This is a genomic window from Spirosoma fluminis, assembly GCF_054778895.1.
In genome coordinates this window covers 591,602-609,062 of the sequence record NZ_BAAGZD010000004.1, presented here as the reverse complement: position 1 = coordinate 609,062, position 17,461 = coordinate 591,602, and the positions used below count along the sequence as shown (strand labels likewise).

General features: G+C 52.0%; 13 protein-coding genes. 6 read left to right on the top strand and 7 right to left on the bottom strand.

The window, feature by feature from the left end:
* The first annotated feature begins 16 nt into the window (after positions 1-16).
* Entirely contained in the window at positions 17-1,135 is a 1,119-nt protein-coding gene (locus tag ACYVBJ_RS08105; protein WP_460981786.1) for a glycosyltransferase family 4 protein, read from the top strand.
* On the opposite strand, the gene ACYVBJ_RS08100 is transcribed toward ACYVBJ_RS08105, so the two are convergent.
* The 3 genes from ACYVBJ_RS08100 to ACYVBJ_RS08090 all read right to left on the bottom strand — a co-directional run bounded on the left by ACYVBJ_RS08100 (position 1,132) and on the right by ACYVBJ_RS08090 (position 4,854).
* Positions 1,132-1,989: a polysaccharide deacetylase family protein gene (locus tag ACYVBJ_RS08100; RefSeq protein WP_460981785.1), complete on the bottom strand. Its 858-nt coding sequence runs from the start codon at positions 1,987-1,989 to the stop codon at positions 1,132-1,134. The two genes, ACYVBJ_RS08105 and ACYVBJ_RS08100, sit on opposite strands and share 4 nt — an antisense overlap.
* Positions 1,990-2,031: 42 nt before the next feature.
* Entirely contained in the window at positions 2,032-2,796 is a 765-nt protein-coding gene (locus tag ACYVBJ_RS08095) for a methionyl-tRNA formyltransferase (RefSeq protein ID WP_460981784.1), read from the bottom strand.
* Positions 2,797-2,862: 66 nt separating this feature from the next.
* Positions 2,863-4,854, bottom strand: coding sequence for a sialate O-acetylesterase (locus tag ACYVBJ_RS08090; RefSeq protein ID WP_460981783.1), 1,992 nt, complete (start codon positions 4,852-4,854; stop codon positions 2,863-2,865).
* A 132-nt stretch (positions 4,855-4,986) separates the two neighbouring features.
* Here ACYVBJ_RS08090 and ACYVBJ_RS08085 point away from each other — a divergent pair, with 132 nt between their 5' ends.
* The 5 genes from ACYVBJ_RS08085 (at position 4,987) to ACYVBJ_RS08065 (ending at position 9,202) form a co-directional block, all read left to right on the top strand.
* Positions 4,987-5,934 carry a glycosyltransferase family 2 protein gene (locus ACYVBJ_RS08085; RefSeq protein WP_460981782.1) on the top strand — a complete coding sequence of 316 codons (948 nt, stop codon included), beginning with the start codon at positions 4,987-4,989 and terminating at the stop codon, positions 5,932-5,934.
* Between the two features lie 4 nt (positions 5,935-5,938).
* Complete coding sequence (locus ACYVBJ_RS08080; RefSeq protein WP_460982128.1) at positions 5,939-6,520, top strand: WcaF family extracellular polysaccharide biosynthesis acetyltransferase; 582 nt, start codon at positions 5,939-5,941, stop codon at positions 6,518-6,520.
* Positions 6,517-7,287 (top strand): glycosyltransferase family 2 protein, encoded by a 771-nt coding sequence (locus ACYVBJ_RS08075; protein ID WP_460981781.1) that lies wholly within the window; start codon positions 6,517-6,519, stop codon positions 7,285-7,287. The genes ACYVBJ_RS08080 and ACYVBJ_RS08075 overlap by 4 nt, the downstream gene beginning before the upstream one ends.
* A gap of 171 nt (positions 7,288-7,458) precedes the next feature.
* Positions 7,459-8,667, top strand: a complete 1,209-nt coding sequence (locus ACYVBJ_RS08070) for a glycosyltransferase family 4 protein (protein ID WP_460978577.1) — start codon at positions 7,459-7,461, stop codon at positions 8,665-8,667.
* Positions 8,668-8,872: 205 nt separating this feature from the next.
* Positions 8,873-9,202: a hypothetical protein gene (locus ACYVBJ_RS08065; RefSeq protein ID WP_460981780.1), complete on the top strand. Its 330-nt coding sequence runs from the start codon at positions 8,873-8,875 to the stop codon at positions 9,200-9,202.
* Positions 9,203-9,245: 43 nt separating this feature from the next.
* Here the strand turns inward: ACYVBJ_RS08065 and ACYVBJ_RS08060 are convergent, their stop codons facing one another.
* The 4 genes from ACYVBJ_RS08060 to ACYVBJ_RS08045 are packed head-to-tail and all read right to left on the bottom strand — an operon-like array spanning position 9,246 to position 17,308.
* Entirely contained in the window at positions 9,246-10,703 is a 1,458-nt protein-coding gene (locus ACYVBJ_RS08060) for a rubredoxin (protein ID WP_460981779.1), read from the bottom strand.
* A 51-nt stretch (positions 10,704-10,754) separates the two neighbouring features.
* Positions 10,755-14,357, bottom strand: coding sequence for a molybdopterin-dependent oxidoreductase (locus tag ACYVBJ_RS08055; protein ID WP_460981778.1), 3,603 nt, complete (start codon positions 14,355-14,357; stop codon positions 10,755-10,757).
* Positions 14,358-14,404: 47 nt separating this feature from the next.
* Positions 14,405-15,703, bottom strand: coding sequence for a NarK family nitrate/nitrite MFS transporter (locus tag ACYVBJ_RS08050; protein ID WP_460981777.1), 1,299 nt, complete (start codon positions 15,701-15,703; stop codon positions 14,405-14,407).
* Positions 15,704-15,745: 42 nt separating this feature from the next.
* Positions 15,746-17,308 (bottom strand): alginate export family protein, encoded by a 1,563-nt coding sequence (locus tag ACYVBJ_RS08045; protein WP_460981776.1) that lies wholly within the window; start codon positions 17,306-17,308, stop codon positions 15,746-15,748.
* Positions 17,309-17,461: the final 153 nt, after the last annotated feature.

Below are 17,461 nucleotides of genomic sequence, written 5' to 3'. Positions count from 1 at the left end.
ACATCTGGAGTTTGCAATGACTATTTTTTTACCAATCGGTTCGTTTTATCCGGCTCAGATCGGGGGCCCCGACAATATCATGTACTGGCACGCCAAAGCCCTGGTTCAACGCGGTCATCAGGTTTGGGTAGCCACTACCGACGATGGTGTCGGACCAGACGTTGTGAAAGATCGCTGGCTGACCATGGACTGCGGCCAGGTTCGGTACGTAAAAACGGCCATTCACTACGCGCCTTTAAAACTGCTCATTGCTTCGCTCCTCCCCCTGTTTCGTTGCGATGTGGTTCACCTCTCTACGATGTTCTATCCGATTTCCTGGTTGTTAGCGCCACTCGCACTGCTGCTGGGAAAACAGGTGGTCTGGACTCCGCACGGCGAACTTGATCCGGACGTACTGATCTACAGTACAGGCCGTAAAAAAGTAGTGTTAACCCTGATCCGATGGATGAGCAAGCGAGTCGTTTTCCATTCGACCTGCGACGCCGAGACAACCTACATACAGAATCAGTTTGGTTCCGGGGTACGTATCGTCCAGCTTCCGTATTTCATGGAATTGACGCCCAAGCTTACACGAACCCCCGGCGACTATTGGCTGTACGTTGGCCGTATCCACCCAAAAAAAGCCATTGAACGCCTGATCGAAGCCCTGCCACTGGTTAAGGTAAAAAAACGGCTGAAAATAATTGGGGATTATAACAATGACTACGGTAAGCAACTGATCGAACTGGCCGAGCGGAAAGGACTCAGCCAGCAAATAGATTTTCTGGGCCATAAACGAGGCACCGAAAAATACCAGCTTATGGCCAACGCCTACTGCATGGTGATGCCATCGCATACCGAAAATTTCGGCATCGTCGTTACCGAAGCGCTTACGCAGGGAACCCCCGTTATCGCTTCGTTTGGTACGCCCTGGAAGGTGTTGAGCGAGCGCAAGGCCGGCTTCTGGTCGTCGAACGAGGTGGAGCCGCTGGCCCAGACTCTGAACGCAATGGCAGATTTGGATGCCGCTACGTATGTAGTCTACCGCGCCAATGCCGTCGAACTGGTCGAAGACTACGAGATTGTGAAGAACATTCACAAATGGGAAACGATCTACCAGCAGCTCATCGCCAAACAAAAACTAGTTAGCGCTTAGGTAAGCGTTACGTTTCGCTGCGTTACCTTAGACCAGTCGACCTGGCGCTCGGCCTCGGCCAGGTCGATAAACGGGAACTCAACCAAAAGTTGTTTAAGCTTGGGCAGACAGTCTTTCAGGCCGTAATACGATTTAAACCGCCGGGCCCGGCTCAATCCCGGAATCATCGGCTGCTCCGCATCGAAATCGCGCGGGTGAAAATAGGTCATGACGTAGTCCGAGCGACGCATCAGCCCCCGGATGGCCCGGTACGGAAGCAGTCGAAAATACCCGCCCCCGGAGAAAATCAGATCCTGCCCGAGTACAGCCGCCGTGTTGATCGGAAATTCTTTGAGCAGGGTTCCACCTACGTTGAGATAGCCCGGCGCAAACATACCCAGCGACGCATCGCCACCGTGAGCCCTGCGCGCCGAAAACACCGAGCAATCGACTTCAATGCCCTGCTCAACCAGAATCGGAAAAACCCAGCGGTTATACGCTTTAATGGAAAACCCAGGGGCCCGATACGCCCGAACAGGCTTGCCAGTCAAATCCTGTAGATGCTTAATCGAGCGCTCCAGATCCGCCTGAAATTCGGCGGGAGACTGCTCGTAGGCGAGTTGGTGGGCATACGAATGCGTGGCCACCTCGTATCCAGCGGCATTGATCCGTCGAATCACTTCGGGATGCTTGTCGGCAACCCAGCCCAGACAGAAAAACGTGGCCCTACTGTTTGTATCATCCAGCAGTTGAAAGATACGGTCCATATTCTCGTAAATCCGCGTTTCGTAACGGCCCCACTCGGCTTCGGTCCGCGTAGAGGCATTGTCCAGAATATGAAACCACTCTTCAATATCAAACGTCAGGATGTTCATAACCAATGAGTAAGTCAGCAAGCGTTATGGCTTGCCGGTACGTTAATAAAACCGCTTACCGGCCGCCAGAAATGCTTTTACGTCGTCGCGGGTAGGAAATGAAAAATACGTCATCTGAGACGCATCGTTCTCGATCAGCTCATACGTACCGCTATGGATTTTCTCGATGGATTTCAGAATCGCATCCATGCCCATTTTTTTGGTTACGTCGATGAGTTCGGCCTGGCTCATATTTCCGATGGCCAGCTTCTTCTGAACCAGAATCGGACCACTGTCTATGCCTTCGTCAACAAAGAAGACCGATACCCCGGTATGGGTTTCGCCGTTTTTGAGGACCCAGAAGGACGGCATCAAGCCGCGGTATTTCGGCAGAAGCGCCGTATGAAGATTAATACAACCGTGTGTAGCCACGTCGAGCAGCTTGCGCTTGAAAATCTGATTGCCCGCAATGGACACAAACAGATCAGGGTTATAGGCCCGAAGCTTCTCCAGGTTTTCGTCTTTGTTGATCGCACCTTCAATGTGAATAAGCGGAATCCCCCGGTCGGCCAGCGTTTTACGAACGTTGTTGCGGCTATCCAGTTTAGACGCTACGAACTTGAAGCCGTAGCGCACAAAAAACGGCAGTCCGAAGATTTCATACGTTTTTTTTATCTTATCACTGAAGCTCTCCCGTTTTCCGAACGGAGATACATCGAAGACGACCGTTGCCACGACTTCGGCGTACGGGGGTAGCTTTTTTAAAAGATAGTCGATGTTTCGGGCTAAGTAGAAAGGATCATCCTGCGTTAAAATCACAAGGCGCATACTCGTCAGTTGTAGTGATTAGAAGCACAAAGCTACAGATTTAGCGTCAAGCTGGTGTCAATTTCGTCAATGAACAACCAGTTTATGACGAATCGTCTGACCCGTGGCGGTTTGCAGATCGGCTACGTAGATTCCCGCTGCCAGCTCAGTTACAGAAAGAGACAGCGCATTACGGGCCGTACCAGACCAGCTCTTTACCACCCGACCCATCAGGTCCTGAATAACCAGGTTTGTAATGGGTACCTGGTCGGCCTCTGCGTATAGCATCCGGTCAGCCGCCAACGGGTTAGGATATAAGCGTGCGAGCGGAACAGCAGGCTCGATTCCCAGAATGAGCGGACGGGCGCTGACAACGTTGCTTACTGCTGATTCGGATACGCTGCTGAACGCTTTCAGTCGATAATAATAGGTGCCAAACGGATCGGGCAGGTCGGTATCGGCAAAGGTCGCTGTGGTCCCGTTCACAACAGCCATCTGCCGGAAGGTTGTCGGCGTTCCATCGGCCCGTTCCAGCACCTGGGTTTGGGCATTGGCCGAGGGGGTCCAGTTCAATTGAATCTGTTTTTCGGTGACGGGTTTAGCCGCCAGGGTTGTCACCGACGGAATGGCCTCGGCAATGGGCACGCCATCGAACGAAAACGCCCGCATACCACGTGTGTTGCGCAGCGTCGGTCCATTGTAAAAATCAGACGTAGCATCCGAGAAATAGGCGGGCAGATACCGAAGCGCTTTGGCGCTGGCTGGCTGCTTCAACCGCAGCGTAACCCGGTTCTGAGTGGCCGAACCGCTCGTAACCCAACCGGCCTGCCCGTCCAGGTAAAAATAATCCTTGAGCTGCCTGACCGCTATTACGGCTCCGGTAGCGAAGTTGTAGAACGTAGTATCGCTCTTCCAGACCATCTGCATAGTATTGTCGAAGACGAGCGTAAGTGAATCTTTACGGGCGTTATAGAATACTTTTTTTATATCCGGTGAATCAATTTGCAACGTATCCGTTGCCCCGTAGAAGTCCCGGGCGATCTGCCGAAACTGCTCAAAAGCCAACTGCTGATGCCCCTTGGCCCCGTAGTGAATTCCGTCATAGTCATTAGCCCCCACGGTGGCAATCGACTCTACGTTTTTGAACAGGCTTTTGGTACGTCGTTGAAAGTCGCGCAGGGCGGCCGCCCCATCCTGCTGATCGGCTAAAATATTGATCTGCCCAACGTAAATACGGGCATCGCCATAATCTTCCCGGAATTGATTATAGAGCGTTTTGAATTTTTCCCCGTATCCTTCCGGACCGTTTCCGGCGTCATCTTCGCCCTGCTTCCAGATAATGGCTTTTACGTGCTTATCGACACCCGTCCACTGAGTCCGAAATAGTAAGCGGCCGTAGATGGTATTCAAGTTAGCGTGGTTAACCGGATCGCGCAATGACAAGGGCGCAATGGCCGTTCCGCCAACGGCCCCATTCAAAACCAGCGTCGGGATGCCATAAGTCTGTAAAATTAACCGCTGCAGTGTTAACCCAAATCCACCGACACTACCGAACGGAGCTTTGGCGGCATACCAGGCCATATCGGCCGGAATGTTTTTCGAGTCGTACGGATACGTAGCGTTCCGTAAATATTTGTCATCGAAATTAAAGGCATAATTGGTTTCCAGGCCCGCCAGGGCCAGGGCATTTGACTGACCATGAATGATATACACATCTCCGCAAACGATGCGCTTCCGTTCGGCTACCAGGGTTGAATCGGTTGCCTTGTGAAGAAATACCTGAACTGAATATTCGGCGGGTTCTGCCTTGACAGGAGTCGATAAAGTAAAGGCGGAGTTGGTAGCCTCGGGTGCCAGCGTCTGGCTGACGAGGCTGGTCAGCTGCCCTTCGCGCAGCAGCTTCATACTGATTTTTGCGTACCCGCTGGCCGTTACCTGACCACTCACCACTACGTCTGCCTGATTGTTTGCTTCACGGGGATAGAGTTGTAAATCGCGCGGTAATTTATCAAATGTAACCTGCCCTGAGGCCGAAAAATAGTATAAAAACAATACAATAGAACCGTAAAGTCTCTTCATCGGCTTTTTCGCGTCTAAAAAAAGTTATAGTATTGCATAATTTATAGATGTGCCAACGTTTCGGTAAAAATAACGTCTTTAAGGGTATATCTGCACTAAACGCAGCGGCATTTGTCCTCGCGCCATCCAATAATGACTGATATTTCTGTCATCTTATTAACCCACAACGAAGAAAAACACATTAAGCGGTGTTTACAAAGTCTGCAGGTATTTACAGACAAAATATTCATTGTTGACTCGTTTTCGACCGATCAGACGGTTGCCATTGCCCGATCTATGGGGGCCGTTGTCGTTCAGAACCCCTGGGTTAACTACGCCAAGCAGTTTAATTTCGGCATCGCCAATAACCCGTTTCAGACTACCTGGCTGATGCGCATGGACGCTGACGAGTACGTAATGCCTGAACTGGCCAACGAAATCAGGGAGCGTTTATCGACCTTACCGGCTGAAGTGTCGGGAGTGTATGTGAAGCGTAGAGTACTGTTTTTCAATCGCTGGATGCGGAATGGCGGTTATTACCCGATCTGGCTGTTGCGGCTTTGGCGCCGTGGGCAGGGCGTTTGCGAAGAGATCTGGATGGATGAGCACATCAAGCTAACCGATGTGGGCACCAAACCTGCTCAAACCATTCAGTTTCAGCATGACCTGGTCGACCATAACCTGAACAACCTGACCTGGTGGACGCAGAAGCATAATAACTACGCGATTCGGGAGGTCATTGATCTACTCAATATCAAATATAACTTTGACGAAACGCAGCGGGTAACTCCGAACTTGTTTGGTTCCCAGGATCAGCGAACCCGTTACCTTAAAATCCAATATGCTTCGCTGCCGTTGTTCACCCGACCAATTTTGTACTTTTTGTATCGGTACATCTTCAGGTTGGGTTTTCTGGATGGACGGGCGGGCCTGATGTGGCATTTTTTGCAGGGGTTATGGTACCGGTTTCTGGTAGACGCGAAGTTATTTGAAGTGTATTTTCAGGCGGGTCGCGACAAGGAAGCGATCATCAACTATTTTTTAACGGAATATGGCAAAGACCTTAGACCCATCCGGACTCAACCCGTCGGTCAGTCCTGAACCCATGCCGTCGCCCCAAACCACTTTTCCGGCTCCCGGTAAAACGGACCTGTCGCGGTTCAATAACAGCTGGTATAAGCCCGGTCCCCGCTGGAAAGTGTTGCTGTGGTTTCTGGTCAACCCGATTTTTCTGAACACGTATCTTCCTATTCCCGTATCGCTCAAAATCAGCATTTTAAAGTTTTTTGGGGCCAGGATCGGCACGGGAGTTATGATCAAGCCCGCCGTAAATATTAAATATCCCTGGTTACTTCATATAGGGAATTACGTCTGGATTGGGGAACAGGTCTGGATTGATAACCTGAGTGAAGTCGTGCTGGGCGATAATACCTGCGTGTCGCAGGGGGCGATGCTGTTAACGGGCAACCACAACTATCAATCGCCAACGTTCGAGCTCACCACCCGTCCCATTACCATTGAGGACGGCGTCTGGATTGGTGCCAAGTCGGTAGTGTGTCCCGGTGTTCGCTGCGAATCGCATTCAGTATTAGCGGTAAACTCAGTTGCTACGCATTCGTTGAGTGCATACGGTGTTTATCAGGGAAATCCGGCGGTTCGAGTCCGGCAACGAAACATAACGGCGTGAAAGTATCCATTATAACGGTAGTCTTTAACGGTGCTCAGCACATTCGGGACTGCATCGAGTCGGTGCTGAATCAGACGTATTCAGCTATTGAGTACATCATCATAGATGGCCAGTCGACCGACGGTACCATCGACATCGTACGTTCCTACGGCACAAAAGTTGCCCGGTTTATATCAGAACCCGACAAAGGGCTGTACGACGCGATGAATAAGGGGATTACAGCAGCCACCGGCGATGTGATCGGCCTTTTAAACGCGGATGATTTTTACCGACATACCCGCGTTATCGAGCATGTCGCTGCTACGTTCACCCGGACCGGAAGTGATGCCGTATACGGGGATATGCTGTATGTGGATCGTGAGGATACGACGAAATTGAAACGATATTGGCGATCAGGCTGGTACCGGACCAATGCATTTTTATGGGGTTGGATGCCGGGCCATTTGTCGTTTTTTGCCAAAAAGAAGTTATACGAACAGCATGGTTTGTTTCGGCTCGACCTGAAGAGTGCGGCCGACTATGAGTTGATGCTACGGTTCATCCATAAAAACAAGGCTAACCTTGCTTATATGGATGAGGTGACCATTGTGATGCGGGCGGGCGGCATCAGTAACAGCAGCCTCACGAATCGGCTGCGGGCCAATCAGGAAGATCGGCTGGCGTGGGAACTAAACGGGTTGAAGCCTTATTTTTTTACCTTATGGCTGAAGCCTTTACGAAAGCTGGTTCAATACGTTAGCAAGCCTCCGGAATTACTTAGTAATTAGGCCAACAAACCGTTAAATCAAATTCATGTTGAGAAGTTAAATAAACCATTGATTTTTACGAGCTATGTTTCATTAATACGTGGCTTGTGGATAAAATAAGCTGACAAAAGTTAGCGAGCTTTACGAAAAAAGTGCCGACCGCACTTTAACTAAACGCAACCATCCCACTGTATGAATATTGACTTATTAATCGCTTTTCTGGAACATAAATTTAAGGACGACCTGTTCACTCTTGGTTTATACCAGTGTGTACTTTCGTTTCTGGTCGCCTGTTTTATTTCCGTAGTGGCTATTCCGGTTGTCATCAAAATATCGGAGTTAAAACAATTGATGGAGAATCCGGGGGTACGCCGGGCTCACTCTACCCCTACGCCTACATTTGGCGGTATTGCCATTTACGCGGCTATTCTGGTTGCGTATTTTCTGTGGCCCAGTATTGACCAAACCGATATATATCGCACTAACCTGTCGGTGGCTGGCATGACCATCCTGTTTTTTATCGGTATAAAAGACGATTTGGTTGGCATAGATCCCAATAAAAAGATTCTATTCCAAGTACTGGCCGCCATGATCCTGATTTTCTTCGGCGACCTGCGCGTCGATTATCTCTATGGAATTATGGGCTTTCACCACATTACCGAGATCATTGGTATATTACTCACCTGCTTTATTTTTATTGCTTTAACGAATGCCATCAACCTTATTGACGGCATTGATGGCCTGGCCGGGGGCATTGCAACCATTGCCAGCGCTACGTTTGGCGGTTGGTTTTTATTAACCAATCACTTCACGATGGCGTGTCTGGCGTTTACATTATCGGGCGCGTTGATTGGTTTTCTGCGGTTCAACTTTTCGAAAACCAGCAAGATATTTATGGGCAATACCGGCTCGCTGATTATCGGATTTATGCTTGCTTTTTTTGCCGTTCGTTTCGTGAATTTAAATGCGTCCTATCGCTACGAACCAACGGCTTTTTTCAATGCACCCATCATTGCTATTGTAATTTTAATTGTTCCCATTTTCGATACATTACGCGTGTTTCTGGTGCGAATTTTAGCGGGTCGTTCCCCATTTTCAGCCGACCGGAATCACATGCACCATATTCTGCTTGATAACGGTTTGTCACACGCTTCGGCAACGGCCGTTCTCTGCGGAGCCTCGTTTTTGAATACGGTTTTGTTTTTTCTCCTGCACCGTAACATTTCAAATACGCAGTCATTAATTATTCTTGGCTGTTTATTCGGCATTTATATGATGGTCAGTTTCACACTCAAGATGCGGGTTATGTATGTCTCTACTCACCCCCGTCGTCGGAAAGCGGTGTTACGCCGGGAATTGCAGAGCGGCCTTATCAGTCGGCGCTTAGTTGATTATTTGTAATCTCGATCCTACTGTAACAAAAAGCCGTCCGGTCAGTGACCGGGCGGCTTTTTGCTTTGATAGACGTAATGCTCTCCGGGTCTTGAACCTGCCTAATTAAAAATAAAAATCGTCCCAAAACTGGGTTTGGCATACTATGTGTACAAGAGTGTTTACATCACTACACACATACATTACCAGATACGTTAGCTAAATTACTACAGGTATGGATGCAGCATTACAGAATGATTTTCTGACCATTATTGATTCGGCCATCACCAACCACCGGGTAGTTCAGATCAAGCACAACAACACCTGGCGCACCATTGAGCCTTATATCGCAGGCATTTACAAGGGTACTCAACAGACAAGTCTTTATGGCTTCTGCCGCGACGTAGTCCCTACCGTACAATCAGGGTCCTCGGCCCGGTGGCAGGTTTTCAACCTGGATGACATTGAGGACATCGAGGTAACGTTATACGAGTTCTGCCCCCACAGCGATTACCGGGGCACCTACGAAAACATTCAACCTATTTATCTTAAGCTGCGATCATAATCGGCTTCCAGCCTAATTTCCAAGTTCGTTCGCAGCTCATCCCCTAGCCTACTGCCTGTAGGTCAACGTCAAGAAATTCCGTTTTGGAAGCACCGCAAACTGGGCAACCGTAGGTTTCGGGAAGTGTATCAAATGCCGTTCCGGCGGGTACGTCCTGTAACGTATCCCCATACTGTTCATCGTATACTGTGAGACAATGCTGGCACTGGTGAACGGTATACGATGAACTTACACTTATCTCTGCTTCCTGTCCCTCCAGCCGAATACTTTCAGTGCTCTGGCTGATCCGGCGGCTATTGTAGCGTCGGCACAAGCGATCGATCTGAGCCGGTAGGTGAATCTTGAGGAGGCCTTTATCGAAGGGCAGATACGTTCGGCTGTTCGGGTTAAAATTTTCGGTGAAGTACAGATCGTACACACTAAACAAAGCCAACTGGCCAATTTGCAGCAGCGGTCGCTTCCGGATCAGGATCGAGCCGAACACCTCTGATTTGGGTCGGGTCTGTACACCAAAACAAAGCCCGAACGTACGCGTGTCATTCGTTTCAAAATACCGGATTACGTAGTTCTTGATCCGCGTACCATCGTCGGTATCGTCTTCGGTTTGCCAGGCCAGTTCATTGGCCGCGTGACGAACATTTATGTTGTGCTTACCCAGTACGTGCGACCATTTCGCCCGGTCGCTCTCCTCGATACCTTTGATGATGAGCGATTTCCAGGGCGTTACGCAAATCTCGCCAATGCGCGTATGCAGACACATCGCGCAAATGTCCAGCAGAAAGGCAATCGAAAACTGTTCGTCACGCCGATACAGACCCAGCCAAGAACGGTGCCCGTACCGGTTGAAGCCTTCGTAGTACGGCAACGAAAACTCCGGAAGCTCTACGTCCTGAACCGCCGGTTGGGTAATAAAGGTCTGCTCCGACGTAACAGCCGCATACAGCGCTTCTTCGTCCCGGCATCCCTGACCGAGCATGGCCTGTTCCACCGCTCTGGCAATTCGGCCAATCTCATGGGTATACACCAGATCGCGCCACTTGAACAGGACATTGCTTTGCTTTGGGCGAACGTATAGATACCAGAAATGCGGCTCGGGTGAGGCAATGAAGTTTATATTCCCGGTGAAGAACGGCGTGAAGCTCTGGTTAGAGTCCGACAGGTTTATCTTCAGTCGGGGTTGGTAATCAATATGATCGAGCACCGTATGATATTCGGCTTCCTGAAGCCAGGCTCCGGTCCGGAACACCTCTTCCCCACAGTATGAACTGATAATATTGGGATGCTGGTCAGCGTTGAGTTCGTAACTGATCCGGTGCTTTTTCAGGTCTTTCTCCAGAAAGCGCATGTCTTCGTAGTGCACCGTCATCAATAGCTGCTGGCGGGCTCCAAAGCGAACCTTCCGGACCTTTGCTTCGTAAGCCAGGGTCAGAATTGTTTGCAGCGCCCCCGGCGACACAATCCCCGCAGGCAGGTTGATTTTAAGCGAATAATAATCACGCATGGGATAAAGAGCGAAAGAGTGGCAGAATGAATGAAAGGGCCTTGGGATGTATTAGGCAATGAGTTCACTCTTTCGCTCATTCGCTCTATCGCTCATCAATAAAAGAATACTACGTACTTCGGGGCGGCACGATCCGCAGCCGGTTCCTGCCCCCGTTTTCTGACACAACTGTTGAAAATCAAGACAGCCGCCCGTAATCGCCCGCTCCAGATTACCCTGGCCTACATTGTTGCATGAACAAACCAGTTTTCCTTCCACGGGGTCTACCTTTTTGCTGGCTCTCAGGAGCTGGAGCCGCTTATCGGACAGCTCAATGCCGTTAGCAATCAACTCGCGAAACTCCTGGAATTCATTTTTGTCACCGATCAGAATGGCCCCCACCAGTTTATCCTGATGCACGATGCACTTCTTGTAATACCGCCGGGCTTTATCCATAAACACGATCTCTTCGTAACTGCGGTCATCCGGCGGAGCTTCGGCCAGCCCGATACTGCACAGGTGCAAGCCTTCCATCTTCAACATATTCATCGAAACGCTCCCCCGGTAAGGCTGCGTCACATCCCCCGCCACGAATCGGGCGGCTACATCGGCCTGTTGTTCGGCGGCTAACGTAATGCCCCACATCTCGCCCCGCCACTGGGCGATTTCGCCAGCGGCAAAGATGTCAGGATCTGACGTTTGCAGGTAATCGTTCACCAGAATTCCCCGGTTACAATCCAGTCCGGACTCGCGGGCGAGTTCAATGTTCGGGACGGTACCGATGGCGATAACAACCACGCCACAGGCAATTTTTCGGCCCGAGCGCAACTGAACAGCCGTCACCCGATCGGTACCGGTAAACGTTTGTACCTCATCGTTAAAATAAATGGTTATACCCCGCTCCGACAATTCCTGATACAGCAGCTCGCTGGCAAGCGGATCGAGTTGGCGTTCCATCAGGCGGCTGCTCCGCTGAATGACCGTTACGTCAATGCCAATGTGCCGTAACGAAGCCGCCAGCTCAAGACCCAGCAGCCCACCGCCGACAATGACGGCAGTGGGTGTTTCGACGGGTGCTGCCGCACTTCCGGACGATGTACCGTCTGTAACGGGTTGCTGTAGAAAAGGGAGCAGCGAGTCGGCATCCAGCCGTGACCGCATGTTAAAAATACCGGGTAGCCGGGGCACCCCCTTGGGCATGAACGCCCGACTACCCATGCCGAGCACGAGCTTATCGTACGTATGTTCAGCGCCATTACTGTCCGTAACTACTTTATTTCTGCGGTCGATGTGAACAATGCTGACGCCTTTGTGAACGGTGATGTTCGCTTCTTCAAACTGCTCTTCGCGCAGCCGTACCAACTGCTCCCAGGGTTGCGCGCCACTGATGTAGTCCGGCAGCAGCACTCGATTGTAGAACGGGTAAATCTCTTTGGAAAAGACGTGTATTTCATCCGCTGAATTGAGCGTTCGATACGTATTGATGAAGCCTAGTCCGGCCGATCCGGTGCCGATGATAATAATTTTTTCGACCGGCTTTTGGTATGGCATGACCTCCACCGCCGAGAACTTAAAATCGGGTTCTTTCGACCGCGGATCAATAAGCGGGTTCGTCAGGTTGTTAGCGCGGCCCAGGTTACTGCTCAGAAATTTGCCCCAGTGCATGGGCAGGAAGCACAAACCCGGCCGCACATCGTCGGTAACCTGCGCCTTCACCCGTACTTCCCCACGCCGACTTTTAATCACTACCAGCTGACCGTCCTGAATGGCGCGGGCTTTAGCATCCTGCGGGTGGATTTGTAAGAGAGGCCTGGGTGTATGCTGATTCAATTTGGCAACCCGCCCGGTTTTTGTCATGGTGTGCCACTGGTCACGAACGCGGCCCGTGGTTAATACAAGCGGAAAGTCTTCATCGGTTGGCTCGGAGGTGTTGCCATCCGGTACGGCGTGTAGCTGCGCGCGCTGGTTCGGCGTGTAAAAAAGATGGTCTGAAAATAATCGCTTTGTTCCGGTCGTTTCTGACTCTTCGCCAATCCCCGCAGGCAAGGCCGGATAAGGCCACTGTACGCTTCGTATCGCCTTCAGCAATTCATAACTGACCCCCGTTACGTCTACATGCGTTCCGGCGGTGATCTGTGCGTATTCCTGGTACACCTCGGCGGCAGAGGTATAGGAAAACGCCGGACTAAAGCCCATTTTCTGCGCGAATCGCCAGACAATTTCGGCGTCGGGCAAGGCTTCACCGGGGGCGTCAAGCACTTTAGGCAGGAAGGTAATCCGCCGTTCGGCATTGGTCATGGTCCCTTCTTTTTCGAGCCAGGCTGCGGCTGGTAATACGACGTCGGCAAACGCTACCGTGTCGGCCCGATTCGATACGTCCTGCACCACCACGTAACGCGCTTTTTTCAGCGCGGTTTCAACGGCAGTAAGATCGGGCAAACTCACCAGCGGGTTGGTATTAATAATCCAGATGGCCTTCAGCCGGTCATCAGCGAGTGCCTCGAACATTTCGGTAGCCGTTAGTCCGGGTTTATCGGCAATCTTCACCGGACTGTTCCAGAATGCTTCCAGGTCGGCACGGTGGCGGGCATTCGTTACGTCGCGGTGGGCAGGCAGGCCATTCGCCAGACCGCCCACCTCCCGACCGCCCATGGCGTTGGGCTGCCCCGTCAACGAAAACGGCCCGTTGCCGGGTTTTCCAATCCGACCCGTGATCAGGTGCAGGTTGATCAGTGACAGATTCTTGTTGACACCCACCACCGACTGATTCATACCCATCGTCCAGAGCGACAGAAAACCTGTCGATCGCCCGATCCAGTCGGCAGCCAAATGAATGTCTCCGGCGTCGATTCCACAGAGTTCGGCGGCCTCCTCAACGGTACGTTGCATGACCTGCTCCCGGTAAGCCAGGAAGCCATCGGTATGGTTGACGATGAACGCGTCGTCGGTATAGCCGTTTTCGATCAGTAACCGACCGATGGCGTTGTTCAGGACAATATCGGTTCCGGGCCGAATGGCCAGGTGCAGGTCCGATGAGCGCGCTGTATCCGTTCGGCGCGGGTCGACACTGATGATTTTAACGGTTGGATTAGCAGCTTTGTGCGCTTCGATACGTCGCCAGAGAATGGGGTGGCACCAGGCTGGATTAGCCCCCTGCACGTAGAACACATCAGCTTCTTCGAGATCGTCGTAACAAACCGGAACCGAGTCCTCGCCCAGCGACAGCTTATACCCAGCGACTGCCGAACTCATGCAGAGCCGCGAATTTGTGTCCATATTATTCGAACCAATAAACCCTTTGATGAGCTTATTGACCAGATAATATTCTTCCGTCAGGCACTGCCCCGATACGTAGAACGCCACCGAATCCGGACCGTATTTTTGAATCAGGCTGCGGAACACAGCCGCAGTACGTTCCAGGGCCATATCCCAGCTAACCCGCTGCAACGGCATCGACCGGTTGAACCGCATCTGCGGATACAGCAATCGATCCGACTGATCCATCACGGTATAGTGCAGATTCATGCCTTTCGAGCAGAGCATCCCCCGGTTCGACGGGTGTTGCTTATCCCCTTCGACCGTGATGCGGCCGCTGGCCTCCTGATGTACCACAACGCCACAGCCTACGCCACAATAGCAGCAGGTTGTTTGATGTTGGGTTGACTGTGTCTTCATGGCAGACTGGATTTAAATAGCGGAACGTACCCTTGCAGATGTGTTTATCAGGCGACAGCCAAGTCAGATTCAACCACGGAGACTTCGGCTTTGGCAAACCGCGTCAGGGCTATAATCCCGCCGACAACGGCAACGGCGACACCGATATAGATGAAAGCTTCTGAATACGAGATCGTCGACGATTTAAACAGGAAACCCGCCAGCACGGCCCCGACGTTGCCACCAGCGCCAACGATTCCGCTTACGGAGCCTAATGCGTTTCGATTGATGAAGGGAACAATGGCGTAAGTGGTCCCGTTAGCCATTTTCAGGAACAAGGCAAACAGCACCATCGCGACAATCGCCATGGTCAGGTTGCCCGTCATTCCGAAATAAACGATACCGGCTCCTTCCAGCACCAACAGCACGGCCAGCAGCAGGCCTTTGCCGCGCATCCCGAACTGGCGACCGACCTTGTCGGCCAGAATTCCGCCCAGGGCACGGGCAAACAGGTTCATGAACCCGAAGGAACCCGCCAGTATACCCGCCATGGTCAGGCTAGCCTCAAACTTTTCGGCAAAGAACAGGGCCGCTACGTTGTCGAACGTTACTTCAATACCGAAGCAGGCACCGTAGGCCAGAAACAACGCCCACGTACGGTAATCTTTGGCGGCATCGGCCAAACTACCTTTTTTGGCCTGCTTCTGACGCCCGGGAAGGGCGTCAAAATTACCGGCGGGTGTATCCTGGGTGTAGTTCCAATAGAGCACTGCCATAATGAGCAGGCCAACGCCCGGCACAACCATCGCCAGCCGCCAGGCCGAAGCCGGGAGGTACCCCAATCCCACAAAACCCGCAAAGATCAGAGGCATCACCATGTTCGTGACGCCCCCGCCCAGGTTTCCCCAACCCCCCGCTACGGCGTTGGCCGTGCCGACGATCTTTTTGTCGAACATAACCGACGTATGATACTGGGTAATCACAAACGAAGCGCCGATAACGCCAATGGCCAGACGAAACAGCAGAAACGAAGCGTAACTGTGAGCCAGTCCTACCAGCAGGACCGGAATCGAACACAGCGCCAGCAGGACGGTATACGTTTTGCGCGGTCCCCAGGTATCGCAAAGTTTACCTACGGCAATACGCGCCACCACCGTAACCGCCACCGAGGCAATGATGATGTTGCCAATCTGTTCTTTGCTCAGCCCCAGATCGTCTTTAATGATTTTCATGAGTGGAGCCAGACCGAACCAGCCAAAAAAGCAAACAAAGAAAGCTAACCAGCTCAAATGAAAGGTCTGCATTTGTACGCCCTTGACGCGGAAGATGTTCAGCGAATCCAGTGGTTTATTTAATGTTGGTTGCATATCGATAAACGGTGTTGAAAGACAGTGATGAGTTGATGTGACTTACCGGGCAGCCACGGATTTGGTGGTTAAAAATTCAGGACGGATGTTAAGCATCAGGTACGCCCAGGTACCGAGTTTATTCTTCTGGTTCATCGTGCCCTGTTTAACGTATTCAAGGCTGTTGGTGCCGCTCATGACCGAGTAGCCGAATTCCAGCATCGTAAACTTATTGAGGCTGTAGGTCGCCGTGAAGTCGTACTCCATACCCAACCTGGCATCAACCAGAGCACCCGAAGGGGCATCGGGCATTTTGTTGTACGTAGGTGCGGCCAAGGCAAAATAGTGTACGTCCAGTCCCGTTGTCAGGCGGCTGCCTGTGTATTTAAATTTCAGAAATGCATCCTTCAGCCCACCCGCTGGCGATCCGGTACCCACGTAGAAGTAATCCATATAGCCCCAGTGGCGGTGTGGAGTCCCGTACAGCGGGTCAAAGCGACTGGTTTCACTGGCCTGAATGGTTGTGGCATTGTTGCCGGACAACACTTCGTAGCCCGGCCCGAAACTGAGCGGTCCTTTCTGAATCATGACGTTGGCACCGTAGTGATACGCTTTTCGGATGGCTAAACCATCCCGGTCTTTTCCACGTTGACCGTAGGCGAACGCCCGCCATTGCATTTTACCTAACCGGGACGTAGCGTTTCCGAGCTGCCCGATCAGCATACCGCCGTAGGTTACGCGGGAATTAACGCCGGCTACGTCGTAACGTCTCCCGTATACGTAACCTTGGGCCGCATTACCGAGCGAGTCGATCCGGTACTTCTGAAAATCGTCTTTGAAGACGAGCCCCGAGAACTTAACCTGCCCCAATGCCGAGCCGTTGAACGTACGGCTCAGATACGCCATCTGAAACGACTTGAACTGCTGATTCTGGCCGTTGGTACTTAAGGGCGTCGCCAGTACCGGAGCACCGCCTTTGCCGCTAGTCGGTAAAAAGCCGGTTGGAATGGCCAGCGTTACGTTCTGAGTCGATAAGGCCGAAGCGGGCGCGTTACCCGCCGTGTAATACGTACCGACGGTTCCGAACGCATCGGTGTTCTGGTTAAAGCCGACGCCCAGATCAAGCCCCCAGCCGTGGTGTTGAGCCTTGAGCAAAGCCGCATCGAACCGGCGGCCCTGCTGGAGCCAGTCGAGGTTACCCAGCAGACGAACATCGTCGTAGACCAGTTCCTGCCGCCCAATCTTAAGCGACAGATTCTGGATGGCGTTAAAGTGTATGGTGCTGTCGGCCTGATTGGCCAGCGTCACCTCCGCCCAGGCTTCATGCATCATCAGCCGGTTACCGTCTACGTTGTTAGTCGTAGCCGCATCCTGCCCCCAGACCCGCACGTCCTGCACGGCCGTCTGGAACGTAATGCGATCCCATTTGTAAGTAAAGGTCAGTCGGGCGCGCTGCGACGTGAATACGGCCGAAGGGCTATTTTTCGGGGCCAGGTTGCCCAGCCCGTTTCGGACTTCGGTGCGCGTGCGGAGCTGGCCAACCAGCGAAAACTGAGCGAAAAGATCAGGCTGTGCGGCTGTTGTCAGCATACAGCCCAGCGCCAATCGCAGTAGATATGATTTCATGAAGAGACAGTGAGCGTGTTCGGAACGGCAATGCAAGAGCAGGGATACCCGGAAGCGGGTAAACAGGAAAGTCAGTCAGAAGCAGGCGATGAGGTCGGCGCAGGTGCTTGAAAACAGAGGCCTGTTCTACCCGCCCGACCGGAGAAGCAAAGT